Source organism: Cupriavidus taiwanensis, assembly GCF_900250115.1.
Classification (GTDB): Bacteria; Pseudomonadota; Gammaproteobacteria; order Burkholderiales; family Burkholderiaceae; genus Cupriavidus; species Cupriavidus taiwanensis_B.
Map to the genome: position 1 here is coordinate 706,425 of NZ_LT984804.1, position 15,784 is coordinate 722,208.

The window sequence follows — 15,784 nt, forward strand, 5'->3', positions numbered from 1 at the left end:
GAGAAGCAATGATCAAGGTATTGGGAATCGACGAGATCGTCTACGGCGCGGATGACTTCGACGCCTGCCGCGGTTTCTTCACCGACTGGGGCCTGGCCATCAAGCGCGATGACGCGCAGGGCCTGGATTTCGAAACGCTGAACGGCTGCCGCGTGCTGGTGCGCCGCATCGACGATCCTTCGCTGCCGCCCGCGATCGAGGCCGGCCCGACGCTGCGCGAAGTGGTGTGGGGGGTCGAATCGCAGGCTTCGCTCGACCACCTCGCTGAAGCGATTGCCGATGCGCCGGGCTTTGTGAAGCAGGGCGAAGGCAAGGATGGACGCGATTGGCTGCGCCTCGGCTGCACCGACCCGAACGGCCTGGCGGTGCGCTTCCAGGTCACGCGCAAGCATGACGTGCAGGTCGAATGCGCGCTGATGAACACGTGGAACGACAAGCCGCGCATGAACCAGCGCAGCCCGATCTACGACCACGCCACGCCGATCGAAGTCGGCCACGTGGTGTTCTTCGTGAAGGACGTAAAAGCCACGGAGCGGTTCTATGTGGAGAAGTTCGGCTTCGTACCGTCGGACCGCTACCCGGACCGCGGCGCGTTCCTGCGCTGCACGGCGGACGGCGGCCACCACGACCTGTTCCTGCTGCAGCTGCCGGAACCGAAGAGCGGCCTGAACCACGTCGCCTTCACCGTGCGCGACATCCACGAAGTGTTCGGCGGCGGCATGCACGTGTCGCGCAAGGGCTGGGACACGCAGCTCGGCCCGGGCCGGCACCCGATTTCCTCGGCCTACTTCTGGTACTTCAAGAACCCGGCCGGCGGTCTGATCGAGTACTACGCCGATGAAGACCAGCTCGACGAACACTGGGAGCCGCGTGCGTTCGAACCGGGCCCGACCATGTTCGCCGAATGGGCGATCGAGGGCGGCATCGACGGCAACACCCGCCGCCAGAAGAACGCCGGCGGCCCGGCAGGCAAGTTCCTGACCGAGAAGCGGTAAGCAGAGAAGCGCAACAGAAGGAAGCAGCAATGAGTGCCCACCAGTCCCTGACCCTGCGGGTCCAGGCCATGCGCTACGAAGCGCGTGGCGTGGTCAGCATCGAACTGCAAGATCCCGAAGGGAAGACCCTGCCCGAGTACAGCCCGGGCGCCCATATCGACCTGCACCTGGGCAACGGCCTGGTGCGCAGCTATTCGCTGTGTGGCGCGCCGGAAGCGCGCAACCGCTACACCGTGGGCGTGCTGCTGGACCGCGGCAGCCGCGGCGGCTCGCGCTACGTGCACGAGCAGCTGCGCGTGGGCGCCACGCTGACCGTGGGCGCGCCGCGCAACAACTTCGAGCTGGAGGAGAGCGCAGCGCACACCGTGCTCGTGGCTGGCGGCATCGGCGTCACGCCGATCGTCTGCATGGCGCGCCGGCTGGCCGAGCTGGGCAAGTCGTTCACGCTGATCTACTGCGCGCGTTCGCGCGCCGAGGCGGCGTTCGTCGAAACGCTGTCGGCCTACGGCGACGCGGTGCGCTTCCACTTCGACGATGAAGCGGGCGCGCCGCCGGACCTGAAGGCCATGCTGGGCGGACAGGACGCGCAGACGCACTTCTACTGCTGCGGCCCCGGCCCGATGCTGAACGCGTTCGAGGCCGCGTGCGCGGCCCATGCCTACCCCAACGTCCATATCGAGCGCTTTGCCGCCGACCCGTCGACCGAGGCAGTGCAGGAAGGCGAATACGTGGTGCAGCTGTCGCGCACCGGCGCGCTGGTCAAGGTGCCGTCGGGCAAGTCGCTGCTGGACGCGCTGCTCGATTCCGGCGTCGAGGTCGAATACAGCTGCCGCGAAGGCGTGTGCGGCTCGTGCGAGACCGCCGTGCTGGAAGGCTGCCCCGACCACCGCGACAGCGTGCTGAGCAACAGCGAGCGCGCCAGCAACAAGACCATGATGGTGTGCGTGTCCGGGTGCAAGGGCAGCAAGCTGGTGCTGGACTTGTAATTCTCGATTGCTCGTTCCGCGAGTGTTTTCTCCCCTCTCCCGCGCGCGGGAGAGGGGCGGGGGAGAGGGCCGGCGCCGGCCGTAGCCAGCGCGCTGCCAAATCCCGACTTCCTCATCCAAGTCCCCGGGTAAGCCGCGGTACATGCCGCCAGCAAGCGCCTGCCCTCTCCCCCAACCCCCCTTCCGCAAGCGGGAGAGGGGAGCAACCCGAAAGAATCCAACCGAGAAGTACCGTGTTCACACAGAGACAAGACGCAGCGTCCCCCGGCGCACCGGTGGCCGCCACCGCAGGTATCGTGACCACGGCCGACAGTGCCGGCCAGGGCGCCGCCACGGCCACCGCCCGCGGCGGTCCGCTCACGCGCGGCAATATCGTCGCCCGCATCGAGCGCATGCCCGGCAACGCCATGCATGTGCGGGCCCGGCTGCTGATCGGCCTGGCTACCTTCTTCGACGGCTTCGACGTGATTGCCATCGCCGCCACGCTGCCGCTGCTGATCGCGCAGTGGTCGCTCACGCCCGGGCAGGTCGGGGTCCTGATCGCGGCGCCGTCGGTCGGCCAGCTGGTCGGCGCGCTGCTGTTCCCGGGGCTGGCCGAGCGCTTCGGCCGGCTGCGCTCGATCGGCTGGAGCGCGGGCATCATCGGCCTGATGAGCATTGCCTGCGGCTTCGCGCCGTCGTTCGAGATTTTCCTGCTGCTGCGCATCGTGCAGGGCCTGGGCCTCGGCGGCGAGCTGCCGGTCGCCGCAACCTATATCAACGAAGTCACGCGCGCGCACGGCCGCGGGCGCTTCGTGCTGCTGTACGAGGTGGTGTTCCCGATCGGCCTGATGGTGTCAAACGGCGTCGGCGCCTGGCTGGTGCCGCACTACGGCTGGGAGGTGATGTACTTCATCGGCGGCGTGCCGCTGGTGCTGTTCTTCATCCTGCGCCGCGTGATTCCGGAATCGCCGCGCTGGCTGGCCGAGAAGGGCCGGCTGCAAGAGGCCGACGCCGCGTTGCGCGCGTTCGAGGCGCGCGCCCGCACGCCGCTGCCGCCGCCGGTCGACGCCAGCGCCTACGATCGCATGGTCAGCCACCCGCGCCGCCGCTTGCGCGACCTCGTCGGCAAGGCCTATCTCGGCCGCACGCTGGCGGTGTGGATGCTGTGGGCCACCTGCGGCTTTATCCAGTACGGGCTGTCGACCTGGCTGCCCACGGTCTACAAGACCGTCTACCACGCGCCGCTGCAGCTGGCGCTGAACCTGGCCGCCGCGGCATCGGTGCTGGGCGTGGTGGGGTCGCTGGTGTGCGCCATGATCGTCGACAAGGTCGGGCGCAAGCCGGTGATCAATGTGTCGTTCCTGCTGTGCGCGCTGTCGCTGGTGCTGGCCGGGGTGTTCCACGGCGCCAGCGTGTACGTGGTCGCCACCTTCTGCGCGCTGGCGATGGGCTTCCTCGCCAGCGGCTTCATCACCGCCTATGTCTATACGCCGGAGCTGTACCCGACCAGCGTGCGGGCCATGGGCTGCGGCCTCGGCGGCGCCTGGCTGAAGCTGGCGGCGATCTTCGCGCCGGGGCTGATCGCCAGCACCATCGGCAGCGGCGACCTGAGCCTCGCCTTCTTCGCGCTGTCGGTGGTGCCGGCGCTGGCGGCCGTCACCGTGCATTGCCTGGGCATCGAGACCAAGGGGCGGGTGCTGGAGGAGCTGGAGGTCTGAGCGGGCACGTGTCCATGCCGCTTCCCTCAGGAGCGCAGGGGCGGTGCGGCATCTGGTACCTCGATCAACGCATCGACCACCACCACGCCCTCCGGACTTGCCATCACCGGGTTGAGGTCGACCGAGCGGATCGCACCGCCGGCCGCCCGGACCAGTTCGCCCACCTGTACCGCCAGCCGGCACAGCGCGCCGATGTCGACCGCGGGCTCGTCGCGCACCCCGTGCAGCAGCGGCGCGATACGCAGCCGCTCCAGCGCCCGCGCCACCTCGGCCTGCCGGCACGGCGCCAGCAGCACCGCGGTATCGCGCAGCACTTCCACATACTTGCCGCCATCGCCTACCACCAGCACGGCGCCGAACACCGGATCCCAGTGCGCGCCGATCATGCATTCGCGCTGGCCGCGCGACATGCGCGCAACCACGATGCCTTCGCACGCGGCGCCCATGGCTTTCAGAGTGCGGACCTGCGAGGTGAACGCGCTGGCGACGGCCTCGGGGTCGTTGCAGTGCAGGGCGACCAGCCCATGTTCGCTCTTGTGCGGGACCTGCGGCGAGCTGGCCTTGACCGCGACCGGCGCGCCGATGCGCCGCCACGCGGCCACCGCGGCCTGGACATCCTGGCACAGGTAGTGCTCTACCACCGGCACGCCGGCGGCGGCAAGGCGCGCCAGGCTGGCGGCCTCGCTCAGCGTCACGCTCGCGCGGGCATCTGCCGGCAACACCGGGGCCGCGGGCAGCGGCGGCTCGCCTTCCTGCGCGATCTGCCGCAGGCGCTGCCGGTGCGACACCAGTTGCCCCAGCGCCGCCAGCGCTTCGGCGGCACTGGCGAAGGTGGGCACGCCGGCCTGGCGAAAGGCCTCGGCCACCGGCGCCTGCCACACCGCGACGGCGATCGGCTTGTCCGCGCTGTCGGCAAACGCGGCGGCGTCGCGGGCGAAGCGCGGTACGTCATAGCCCATGCCGGACACGGGAATGTCGAGCAGGAACAGGTCCGCGGCCGGATCGCTTGCCACCACCGGCAGGACCTCGCCGAACAGCGCGCTGTTGGTCAGCAGCGCCGCGGTGACGTCGACCGGGTTGGCGGTGGCGGCGAAGCCCGGCAGGCGCTGCGCCAGCGCAGCCCGCGTGTGCCCGGATAGCGGCGCCAGCGTCAGCCCGCACGACGGTGCGGCGTCGGCCGCCATCACGCAGCTCGCGCCGGAATTGCTGACCACCACCAGCCGCCTGCCCTCGGCTTGCCAGCCGCGCAGGTACAGCGGCGCGCAGCGCGCCAGTGCGTGCGCATCATCGACGCGCCAGATCCCATGGCGCTGCAGGAAGGCATCGACCGCGCGGTCCTCGTTGGCGATGGCGCCGGTATGCGACGCGGCGGCGCGCTGGCCGTCGTGCGAGCGCCCGGCCTTTACCGCCACCATCGGCACGTTGCGCGCCCGCGCCACGCGCGCCGCCTCGGCCAGCACCTCGGGGTCGGACAGGCTTTCCAGGTATAGCAGCACCAGCCGCACGCCGGGATCGTGCGCCACCGCCAGCGCCAGCTCGCTGACGGTGATGTCGGCCTGGTTGCCGGTGGCATGCATGTGGCGCACGCCGATGCCCTGGCCGCGCAGCAGCCCGTAGACCATGGCCGCCACGCCGCCGCTCTGGCTGACCACGGCGACCGGCCCGTCCTGCGGCGGCACTTCGATGAACATGGTCGAGAAACTGGCGATGGCGCCGCTGCCGAAGTTGGCCAGCCCCTGGCTGTTGGGCCCGACCAGCCGCAGCCCGCTGGCGCGCGCGGCGCGCATCATCTCCTCCTGCTGGCGCCGGCCTTCGGCACCCGCCTCGCCGAAGCCCGACGCGATCACGATGGCCGCCGCCACGCCCAGCCGCGCGCAGTCGCGCACGGCCTGCACGGCGGCGTCGCCGGCGACGATGATGATGGCCAGCTCGGGCACTTCCGGCAGGGCATCCAGCGAGGCAAAGGCGCGCAGGCCCTGGATGGTGTCGCGCTGCGGATTGACGGGATAGAGGGTGCCGGCGTAGCCGTGCGTCTGCATGTAATGGATGGGCCGGCCGCCGATCTTGTGGATGTTGTCGGAGGCGCCGATCACGGCGATGGAGCGGGGCGCGAGCAGGGACTGGAGAGGAGCGGTCATGGCGGGGGGCGTTGGGGGCGTGAGTGGTGCGTAGCGATCAGTCGATGGTGGCGCCGGACGCCTTGACGACCCGGGACCATTTATCGATTTCCTGGTCGAGGAACTTCGCGGTCGCTGGTGGCGAGGTCCATTCCGCGGCAAAGCCCTGCGTGGCAAAGCGCGCGCGCACGTCCGCATCGTCGAGCACGGATTTGAGCGCCGAGCCGAGCGTATCGAGCACCGCGGGGGGCGTGCCGGCGGGGGCCAGCAGCGCGTTCCAGGCGCTGGCCTCGTAGCCGGGCAGGCCCGACTGCGCGATGGTCGGCGTGTCCGGCGCGGCCGGCGAGCGCGCCGCGCCCGTGATGGCCAGCGCCTTGAGCCTGCCGTCGCGCACGAACGGCATGGCCGACAGCATGGTGTCGAACATCACGGTGGCCTGGCCGCCCATCACGTCGGTGAGCGCGGGCGCGCTGCCCTTGTATGGCACGTGCGTCATGCGCACGCCGGCCATGCTGTTGAACAGCTCCGCGGCCAGATGGGTGGACTGGCCGTTGCCGGAGCTGGCAAAGGTGACCTGCCCCGGCCTGGCCCGGGCGAGCGCGATCAGCTCCGCGACATTGCCCGCGGGTGTGGCGGGCGCCGTCACCAGCACCAGCGGGCCGCGCGTGAGCAGGCTCACCGGGGCGAAGTCCTTGCGCGTGTCGTAGCCGGGCTTGCGGAACAGCGTCATGTTGATCGCATGCGCGGTGGTGGCGACCAGCAGCGTGTAGCCGTCGGGGGCGGCCCTGGCCACGGCTTCGGCACCGATGTTGCCGCCGGCGCCGGGACGGTTCTCCACCACCAGGGGCTGGCCAAGCTTGTCCGCCAGCTTCTGGCCGACCACGCGCGCGACGATGTCGGTCGGGCCACCGGGGGGGTAGGGCACCACCAGCCGGATCGGCTTGGCCGGGAAGGACTGCGCCAGCGCTGGCGTCATGAGTGCCGCGGACAAGGCGAGACAGGAAAGCAGGGCGAGCGCGTGCCGCCGGGATCGATTCGGTGCCAAGGAAGTTCTCCGGTTATGGGTGCCGGCTGGGATGGAGACAGGCGCGCGCCGGCTGGCGCCCGCAGGCCGCTACTCGCGCAGGAAACGCAGCAGCGTCCCTTCGCCGAAGCGCACGAAGCCGGCACGCACGCGCTCGCCGATCGCCACGCCGGGCTCGGCATGGCCCATCACGCGTGGACCCTCGTCCAGCGTGGCCAGCACCAGCGTGTAGGGCGCCAGGGCGCGGAAGGCATCGGTCGGGGCGCGGCTGATCTCGGTGACGGCATAGACCGTGGCCAGGCCGCCGGCATCGCGCCAGCGCAATTGCCGGCTGCCACAGGCGCGGCAGGCGTGGCGCTCCAGCGGCTGCCAGATCCCGCAGTCGTCGCAGCACTGGTAGCGCACCACGCCGGCATCGAGTCCGTCGGTATAGGGATGCCTCATGGCGCGGCCTCCAGCACCAGGCTGACATGGGACGACAGCACGCCGCCGTCGGCATGGAACAGCGCGCGGCGGCGCTGGCTCAGTTGACGTTCCCCGGCGCGTCCGGCGAGCTGGCGCGCGGCTTCGGCAAAATGCATCAGCCCGCCCGCGACGCCGGAATGGCCAAAGGCCAGCAACCCGCCATGCAGATTGAGCGGCAGCGCGCCGCCGCGGCTGAAATCGCCGGCTTGCAGCCGTGCATGCGCTTGTCCGCGCGGCGCCAGTCCGAGTTCTTCCAGCAGCATGACCAGGGTGATGGTGAACGAGTCGTAGATCGCCAGGCAGTCGATGCTGTCCACATCGCCGCCGGCCTCGGCAAAGGCGCGCCGCGCGGCGTCGGCGGCGCCGGTCTGCATCACGTCGTCGAGTGCGCCGAGGTGCTGGTGCCGGTGCGCCTGGCCGGCGCCGGCGATGCGCACCGGCGTGCCCGCGCCAGGATCGGCGGAGACCATCACCGCCACCGCGCCATCGGAAATCGGGCAGCAGTCGGACAGCCGCAGCGGCGTGGCAATCTGGCGCGCGGCGCGTGCCTGCGCCAGCGACAGCGGCTCGCGCAGGTGCGCATCCGGATGGCCGGCGGCGTGCTCGCGCATCAGCACCGCGAAGCCGGACAGCGCATCGGCATCCATGCCGGTCTGGTGCAGGTAGCGCGATGCCAGCAGCGCGTAATAGGCCGGCACCGAGGCGCCGTTGGGCACTTCGGCATGCGGCTCGCCCACCTGCGCCAGCGTCTGGACCGACTGGTCGCGGCTCTGGCCGCTCAGGCGGTTCTCGCCCGCGACCACCAGCACATGGCGGCAGCGGCCGGCGCGCACCAGTTCGTGCGCCAGCATCGCCATCACGCCGCCGGTGGCGCCACCCGCGGCGACGCCGTGGGCGTAGGCGGGCCTGAGCGACGCGTATTCGCAGAAGCGGTCGGCCAGCATCAGGTGCGGCAGCGTGGTGGCGTAGCCGCACAGCACGCCGTCGACCTCGGCCCGCGCCAGTCCGGCATCGGCGAGCGCCGCGTCGGCGGCCTGCGCCATCAGCGTCAGCGGGGTGCTGCCGTCGATGCGGCCGAAGCGCGTGTTGCCGGTGCCGCGTACATAGGTGGCGTTCATGTCAGTGCCGCAGCAGCGGACACTTCGACTTCGCTGCCGGCATGAAGGCCTGGTCGCCGGGCACCGTCGCCACCACCTTGTAGTAGTCCCACGGGTACTTCGATTCGGCCGGCGTCTTCACCTCGAACAGGTACATGTCGTGGATCATGCGGCCGTCCTCGCGGATGCGGCCGTTCTTCGCGAAGAAGTCGTTGACCGGCATCGACTTCATCTGCTTCATCACCGCCGCGGTCTCGTCGGTGCCCGCCGCCTGGACCGCCTTCAGGTAGTGCGTCACCGACGAATACGCGCCGGCCTGGCTCATGTTGGGCATCTTCTTCAGCTTCTCGAAATAGCGGCGCGACCAGGCGCGGGTGGCGTCGTTCATGTCCCAGTAGAAGCCTTCGGTCAGCAGCAGGCCGGCCGCGGTCTTCAGCCCGATGGCGTGGATGTCGTTGACGTACAGCAGCAGGCCCGCCATGCGCTGGGCGTTGTTTCGCGTGAGGCCGAACTCCGCTGCCGCCTTGATCGCGTTGATGGTGTCGCCGCCGGCGTTGGCCAGCCCGACGATCTGCGCCTTGCTGGCCTGCGCCTGCAGCAGGTACGAGGCAAAGTCGCTGGCGCCGATCGGGTGGCGCGCCGCGCCCAGCACCTTGCCGCCGGTCTCGTTGATGACCGCGGTGGCGGAGTCCTGCAGCGTATGGCCGAAGGCGTAGTCGGCGGTCAGGAAGAACCAGCTCTTGCCGCCGCGCTGCACCGTGGCGCGCGCGGTGGTGTTGGCGAGCGCGTAGGTGTCGTAGGCGTAGTGCACCGACACCGGCGTGCACAGGTCGTTGGTAATGCGTTCCGTGCCAGGCCCGGAAAACACCACGATGCGGTTCTTCTGCTTCGCCACTTCCAGCACCGCCAGCGCCGGCGCCGACGCGGCCACGTCGAGGATGGCGTCGACATTGCCGGTGTCGTACCACTCGCGCGCCTTGTTGGCGGCGATGTCGGCCTTGTTCTGGTGATCGACCACCACCAGTTCGATCTTCTTGCCGAGCACCTTGCCGCCGAAATCGTCGATGGCCATCTGCGCCGCGGTGGCGCTGCCACGGCCGGTGACGTCGGCATACAGGCCGCTCATGTCGAGCAGCATGCCGAGCTTGACCACGTCGTCGGAAATCGCGGCCCTGGGCTGCGCCTGGGCGGTGCCGCAGGCCAGCGCCGCGGCAAGCGCGAGGACGCCGGCGGTCCGGCGTCGGATCGAATGGCAAAGCGTCATGGTGTCTCCTCCGGTCTGTTGTGGTGTCTGGCTCAGGGCGGCCCGGGGCGATCGCCGTCGCCGGCGGCCTTGCGCGGGTGTGGCATGCGTGGGCGGGGCGCGGGCCGCCCGGTATCGGCGCTTGCCCTGGCGTGCCGGCGCCAGGTCTGGCAGATAGCGTCGGCCTCGCGTTTCAATGCGCGGGCCATGGCGGCCTCGCGACTGGTGATGCGGTCATTGAGAGCGGCGATGCTGAGAGCGCCCAGCGGATGGCCGTCGGGGCCGGGCAGGGCGATGGCAATGCCGCCCATGCGTTCGATCACCACGTCCAGCAGGACCGCGTAGCCGCGTTCGCGCGTCGCGCGCACGTGCTCAAGCAGCATCGGCCGGCTGAAGCGGGGGTAGCGGCGCAGCGCCGGCGCGATCCCTTCGAGCGTCGCGTCGACCTCGGCATCGGGCAGCGCGGCCAGCAACGCCAGGCTGCCAGCGCCGACACCCAGTGGCCGGCGGCTGCCGATATCCAGGTAATTGGCGCGGATCGGGAAGGTGCCCAGGCGCAGCTCGATGCAAATGGATTCGCAGCCGCTCGGCACCGACAGGATGGCGCTGTCCTCGAAGGCGTTGGCCAGCCGGATCAGCGCCGGACGCACCAGCGGGCGCAGGTCGGTACGTTGCAGCGCGGTGGCATGCAAGGCCAGCCATTCCCGCCCCGGCGCAAACGCCTTGGTCGCCGGATCGCGCTGCACCATGCCCTCGGCCGCCAGGGTTTCGAGGAGCCGCAGCGCCGAGGCCTTGTCGACACCAGCGGCCAGGGCCAGGTCGGTCAGGCGGCTGTTGCGGGCATCGGTCAGCGCGCGCAGCAGGCGGCAGGCCTTCTGCAGCGAGGTGCTCGGAATGGTCACGCCGTTCGTCTCCTTGGTCCGGCTTTCGTTACATGAAACCGGTAGCAGACGTTATAGGCTATAGCAAACGCGCCGTCATTGTCGGGCGTGGAGAAGTTTTGCGGGATGAAACAGTGGCGGCAGGCCACGGGCGCCAGCAGCCGGTTTCGAGGCGGCCTTTGAGAGTTTCGGCAGGGCAGCGCCGACTTCCGACGCGGCCCTTTTCCTTACGCCTGGGCGCGCAGCAGCTTGCGCAGTCCCTGGTACACCGCCTCGCGCTCCTGCGGCGACAGCTGCCGGATCACTTCGGCCTGTCCGCGCCGCGCCAGCGGCATGACCTGGTCGTGCAGCGCGATGCCGGCTTCGGTGATGGCGCACAGCAGCTTCTTGCGCGGGGTATTGCCGGCGGAGGTCAGCTGCACCAGCCCGCGGTCCTCCAGCAGCCGGAGGGTGCGGCTGACCAGTGCCTTGTCCGAGGTGGACTGGGTCACCAGTTCGGCAAACGGCAACGCGCGCGCATGGGCCAGCAGCGCCAGGATGCGCCATTCCGGCACGGTCAGGCCGAACTGCTCCGCATAGGGCTTGGTGACCGTGCTTCGCAGCGCCGTCACCAGCTGGCTCAGCATCGTGGTCAGGAAGTTGTCCACGGTCAGGCCGCTGCCGGCCTCGTCGAGGTTGGTCCACGGGCTGGCGTTGGCGGCAGGGGCGGGCGCGGGCGTGCCATGGGCGGGCGCGGCATCACGGGGCATGCGTTCCTCTTGGTCTGGTCTGCCGGCCAGGATGCGTGGCCGGTGGGCGGGGCAGATTGTCTCACAGGCGCTTGCCATTGCCGCCACCGTATCGATGCAGGCGGGTGCAATCGACATTTGGAAAATATAAATAGTCAATCAGTGTTTAACGTAAGTTGAGTTGTCAACTTACGCATCCTACGATGCCTGTGTTCCTTGTTTGAGCTTAGGTTTCACTAATAAAACAAGCGACGAGAGTTGTACCCACGCCACCCCTGGTTTCGCGATGTGCACAACTCCAGCGTCGCGAATGCGCCCCCACAGGAGCCGTAGATGAGACAACAACGTCCCCGACGCGCCGCTGCCGCCGTCGCCACCGCGGCCATGGCCGTGCTTGCGCTGAGCGCGGGCACCGCGCTGGCCGCCCCCGCGTATCCGGCCAAGGCCGTAACCATGGTCGTGGCCTACCCGCCGGGCGGCGATACCGACGCCATGGCGCGGCTTTACGCCGACAAGCTGTCGGCCCGCCTGAAGCAGCCGGTCATCGTCGAAAACCGCCCCGGCGCCGGCGGCGTGGTTGGTGCCGCATTCGTCAGCCGCGCGCCGGCGGACGGCTACACCCTGCTGTATACGCCGAACCCGTTCACGCTGGCGCCGATGGTGCTGAAGCTGGCGCCGTCGGCCAGCTATGACCCGCTGCACGGCTTTGTGCCGGTGATCCAGACCGCCGTGCAGGCGGTGTTGCTGGTGGCCAATCCGCAGGCGGGCGTGAAAACGGTGGCGGAGATGGTGGCCACGGCCAGGGCCGGCAAGGCGCTGACCTATGGCAGCCCGGGCGCGGGCTCGCCGATGCATATCGCCGGCGAGATGCTGAACCGCGCCGCCGGCGTGAAGATCCAGCATGTGCCCTACAAGGGCGTGGCGCCCGCGGTCAACGACGTGGTGGCGGGGCACGTGCCGTTTGCCTACGTCACGCTGGGTCCGGTGGCGCAATACCTCAATACGGGCCGGCTGATTCCGCTGGCGATCACCGATGCGCGGCGCTCGCCGCTGCTGCCCAACGTGCCGACGCTGGCCGAGCTGGGCTACAAGGACGTGGTGGTCGGCGCGTGGCACGGCGTGATGGCGCCTAAAGGCACGCCGCCCGAGGTGATCAAGACCCTGAACCAGCAGCTCAACGAGGTACTGCGCCTGCCCGACGTGGCCGACAAGATGGCCACCTTCGGCGCCACCCCGGTGGGCGGCGCGCCGGCAGCGCTGGAGAAGGTCAACGCGGCCGACTACGAGCGCCTGGGCAAGGTGATCCGCGAGCTGGCGATCACCGCCGAATGACCGGCGCCAGCGCGTCGTCCGCGCGCGCCACGCCATCGACAACGACAGACAGGAGGCCGGCATGAGCAGGGCCATCGTGGGAACCTCCACGCCGCAGGTGACCGCGCGGGAAAAGGTCATGGGCCGCGCGCAGTACGCCGGCGACATCAAGCTGCCCGGCATGCTGCACGCCAAGGTGCTGCGCAGCCCGCACCCGCACGCGCGCATCGTGCGCATCGACACCGCCGCCGCGAAGGCCTTGCCCGGCGTGAAGCTGGTGGCGACCGGCCATGACGTGCCGGCCCGCCACTGGGGCCCGCACCGCAAGGAGCAGCACATCCTGGCCTGCGGCGTGGTGCGCCATGTCGGCGAGGAAGTGGCCGCGGTGGTGGCGGTCAGCGAGGAGATCGCACGCGACGCACTGGACCTGATCCAGGTCGAGTACGAGCCGCTGCCCGCGCTGCTGACGCCGGCCGCGGCGCTGGCCGGGGGCGCGCCGGAGATCCACGCCGGCACCGGCAACATCGGCCATGAAATGCGCATCGAGCGCGGCGACGTCGAGGCCGCGTTCGCGTCGTGCGCCGCGGTGTACGAAGCCACCTACGACATGCATTCGCAGTACCCCGGCTATCTCGAGCCGATGGCCTCGGTGGCGGCGCAGGACGGCAACGGGCGGCTCACGCTGTGGGCGTCGACGCAGTCGGTGTTCCTGGCGCGCGCGCGGCTGGCCGAGGCGCTGGACCGGCCGGTCTCGACCATCCGCGTGGTGCAGGCCACCACCGGCGGCGGCTTCGGCGCCAAGATCGTCGAGGAGAACAACAGCCTGATCTGCGCCTTCCTGGCGAGCCGGCTGGAGCGTCCGGTGCGGCTGGCCAACAACCGCCTGGAAGACTTCCAGGGCGCGCGCGCGAGCGTGCCGATGCAGGTCTGGCTGCGCCTGGGCCTGTCCGCCGATGGCGTGATCCTGGCCAAGGACGTGCGCATCACGGCCGAGTGCGGCGCCTATTCCGGCCTTGCCGGCGATGTGATGCACGTCACCGCCATGCGCAGCGACAACATGCACCGCGTGCGCAACGTGCGCTCGCACGCGGTGATGGCCTATACCAACAACCCGCCGCGCGGCGCCTTCCGCGGCTTCGGCGGGCAGCAGATGCAGTTTCCGCTGAACTGCCACCTGACGGTGCTGGCCGGCATGCTCGGCATCGACCCGATCGAAGTGCACAGGCGCAATGCCATCGGCGCCGGCGAGACCAGCGTGCATGGCTGGAAGATCAGCAGCACCGGCATGGCCGAATGCCTGGACATGACGCGCCGCGCCATCGGCTGGGACGAAAAGCGCGCCGCGCCGCGCGGCACCGGCACGCGCCGGCGCGGCGTCGGCATTGCCGCGGCGATGCACGTCAGCGGGAACCGCACGCTGGGCAACTGGGACGGCTCGACCATCCTGCTCAAGATGAACGAGGACGGCCGCGTGATGCTGCAGACCAGCGAGTGCGACATGGGGCAGGGCGCCAACACCATGCTCAGCCAGATCTGCGCGCAGGAGTTGGGCATTCCGCTGTCGCACGTCACCGTGATGGCGCCGGATACCGATACCGCGCCGTTCTGCCTGGGCTCGCTGGCGTCGCGCGTGACCATCATCTCGGGCAACGCGGTGCTGCGCGCGGCGCGCGAGGCGCGGCAGAAGCTGCTGGCGCTGGCGGCGGAAAAGCTCGGCGTGGACATGCGGCAGCTGGTGATCGCCGATGGCCGCATCGCGGTGCCGGACCAGCCCGACCGGTCCGCCACGCTGGCCGAGATCGCGCGCCTGCATATCTTCCGCCACGGCGGCGAGGGCATCCACGTGCGTGCCAGCTACGACGCGCCCACGGTGATGCACGATGCCGACTACTACGGCAACGTCGCGCCCGCGCATTCGTTCGCGGCGCAGGCGGTGGAAGTGGAGGTCGACACCTGCACCGGCCAGGTCAGCGTGATCGACAGCTTCGTCGCCGACGACTGCGGCAAGGCCATCAACCCGCTCGCGGTGCACGGCCAGACCCACGGCGCCACCGTGCAGGCGATCGGCTGGACCCTGTACGAGCACCTGCAATACGAGGACGGCCGCCTGATGAACGGCAACTTCGCCGACTACACCATGCCCACCGCCGACGCCGTGCCGATGCTGCGCACCGACGTGGTGGAATCGAACGACCCCAACGGGCCTTACGGCGCCAAGGGCGCCAGCGAGACTGCGATCCTGCCGGGCGCGGCGGCGATCGCCAACGCCGTGTTCGACGCGGTCGGCGTGCGCATCCGGTCGCTGCCGATCACGCCCGAGAAGGTGCTGGCGGCCCTGCGCGCGCTGAAGGAAGAGGAGGCCACCCATGCGTGATTTTGCCTTGCTGGAGCCGGCCACCTTGGCCGAAGCCAGCCACATGCTGGCCGACCTGGGCGACAGTTGCCGCATCTTTGCCGGCGGCACCGCGCTGATGCTGGGCATGCGCCAGCGCATGCTGGCGCCCAGCCATTTGGTTTCGCTGGGCCGGCTCGATGCGCTGCGTGGCATCAGCTTCGATGCGCGCGACGGCCTGCGCATCGGCGCGCTCGCCTTGCATGCCGAGGTCGCGCGCTCGCCGCTGGTGCAGGCACATTGTCCGATGCTGGCCAGCATGGCTGCGCGCGTCGCCAATCCGCAGGTGCGCAACCAGGGCACCCTCGGCGGCAACCTCTGTTATGCCGACCCGGCCACCGATCCGCCCGGCTGCCTGATGGCGCTGGGCGCGCAGATCGTGGTCAGCGGCTGCGGCGGCGAGCGCGTGATCGACATCGAGGACTTCCTGGTCGACTACTACGTCACGGCGCTGGCACCGGATGAAATCGTCACGCAGATCCGCGTGCCCGCGCCGGGTGCCGGGGCCGATGGCCACTATGCGCGCTTCCTGCGCACCGCCGCCGAGCACCGCCCGCTGGCCAGCGTGGCGCTGGCGGTGCGGCGCGAGGGCGCGTTCTGCGTCGCGGCCCGCCTGGCGGTGGGCGCGTCGACGCCGGTGCCGCGCCGGTTGCGGCGCGCCGAGGCGCTGCTGGCGGGCCAGGCGGTGACGGCGGAACTGGCCGCGCAAGCCGCGGCCATCATCGCCGAGGACATCAACGCGGTGTCGGACGCGCGCGGGTCCGAGGCTTACCGCCGCGACATGGTGCGCGTGGTCGCGCGCCGCACTATCGCCGCATTGTTCGGCGTGGCATCGGAGTAAGGAG

Annotated in this window: 13 protein-coding genes; 6 read left to right on the forward strand and 7 right to left on the reverse strand. The window is 70.2% G+C overall.

Annotation, left to right across the window (positions count from 1 at the left end; translation table 11 throughout):
* Positions 1–8 precede the first annotated feature (8 nt).
* From CBM2586_RS19980 to CBM2586_RS19990, 3 genes are all read left to right on the forward strand, one after another.
* Entirely contained in the window at positions 9–995 is a 987-nt protein-coding gene (locus CBM2586_RS19980) for a VOC family protein (RefSeq protein WP_115665256.1), read from the forward strand.
* 29 nt (positions 996–1,024) lie between these two features.
* A complete protein-coding gene (locus CBM2586_RS19985; protein ID WP_115689392.1) occupies positions 1,025–1,981 on the forward strand; it encodes a PDR/VanB family oxidoreductase in 957 nt (318 codons plus the stop codon).
* A gap of 392 nt (positions 1,982–2,373) precedes the next feature.
* Entirely contained in the window at positions 2,374–3,681 is a 1,308-nt protein-coding gene (locus CBM2586_RS19990; RefSeq protein ID WP_373425444.1) for an MFS transporter, read from the forward strand.
* 26 nt (positions 3,682–3,707) lie between these two features.
* Here CBM2586_RS19990 and CBM2586_RS19995 read toward each other — a convergent pair whose 3' ends face one another.
* The 7 genes from CBM2586_RS19995 to CBM2586_RS20025 all read right to left on the reverse strand — a co-directional run bounded on the left by CBM2586_RS19995 (position 3,708) and on the right by CBM2586_RS20025 (position 11,257).
* Positions 3,708–5,819: an acetate--CoA ligase family protein gene (locus CBM2586_RS19995; protein WP_115689394.1), complete on the reverse strand. Its 2,112-nt coding sequence runs from the start codon at positions 5,817–5,819 to the stop codon at positions 3,708–3,710.
* A 37-nt stretch (positions 5,820–5,856) separates the two neighbouring features.
* Positions 5,857–6,774, reverse strand: coding sequence for a tripartite tricarboxylate transporter substrate binding protein (locus tag CBM2586_RS20000; protein ID WP_115689396.1), 918 nt, complete (start codon positions 6,772–6,774; stop codon positions 5,857–5,859).
* 138 nt (positions 6,775–6,912) lie between these two features.
* Entirely contained in the window at positions 6,913–7,266 is a 354-nt protein-coding gene (locus tag CBM2586_RS20005; protein WP_115665252.1) for a Zn-ribbon domain-containing OB-fold protein, read from the reverse strand.
* Positions 7,263–8,405: a thiolase family protein gene (locus CBM2586_RS20010; RefSeq protein WP_115689398.1), complete on the reverse strand. Its 1,143-nt coding sequence runs from the start codon at positions 8,403–8,405 to the stop codon at positions 7,263–7,265. Before CBM2586_RS20010 ends, CBM2586_RS20005 begins: the two co-directional genes overlap by 4 nt.
* 1 nt (position 8,406) lies before the next feature.
* Entirely contained in the window at positions 8,407–9,648 is a 1,242-nt protein-coding gene (locus CBM2586_RS20015; protein ID WP_115689400.1) for an ABC transporter substrate-binding protein, read from the reverse strand.
* A 32-nt stretch (positions 9,649–9,680) separates the two neighbouring features.
* On the reverse strand, positions 9,681–10,529 hold the full coding sequence (locus CBM2586_RS20020; protein ID WP_115689402.1) for an IclR family transcriptional regulator: 849 nt from the start codon (positions 10,527–10,529) through the stop codon (positions 9,681–9,683).
* A 206-nt stretch (positions 10,530–10,735) separates the two neighbouring features.
* A complete protein-coding gene (locus CBM2586_RS20025; RefSeq protein WP_115689404.1) occupies positions 10,736–11,257 on the reverse strand; it encodes a MarR family winged helix-turn-helix transcriptional regulator in 522 nt (173 codons plus the stop codon).
* Between the two features lie 312 nt (positions 11,258–11,569).
* Between CBM2586_RS20025 and CBM2586_RS20030 the strand changes: the two genes are divergently transcribed.
* The 3 genes from CBM2586_RS20030 (at position 11,570) to CBM2586_RS20040 (ending at position 15,780) form a co-directional block, all read left to right on the forward strand.
* On the forward strand, positions 11,570–12,568 hold the full coding sequence (locus CBM2586_RS20030) for a Bug family tripartite tricarboxylate transporter substrate binding protein (protein ID WP_240987977.1): 999 nt from the start codon (positions 11,570–11,572) through the stop codon (positions 12,566–12,568).
* A 61-nt stretch (positions 12,569–12,629) separates the two neighbouring features.
* Complete coding sequence (locus CBM2586_RS20035; protein ID WP_115689408.1) at positions 12,630–14,921, forward strand: xanthine dehydrogenase family protein molybdopterin-binding subunit; 2,292 nt, start codon at positions 12,630–12,632, stop codon at positions 14,919–14,921.
* Positions 14,914–15,780 carry an FAD binding domain-containing protein gene (locus tag CBM2586_RS20040; protein WP_115689410.1) on the forward strand — a complete coding sequence of 289 codons (867 nt, stop codon included), beginning with the start codon at positions 14,914–14,916 and terminating at the stop codon, positions 15,778–15,780. The genes CBM2586_RS20035 and CBM2586_RS20040 overlap by 8 nt, the downstream gene beginning before the upstream one ends.
* The last annotated feature ends 4 nt before the right edge of the window (positions 15,781–15,784 follow it).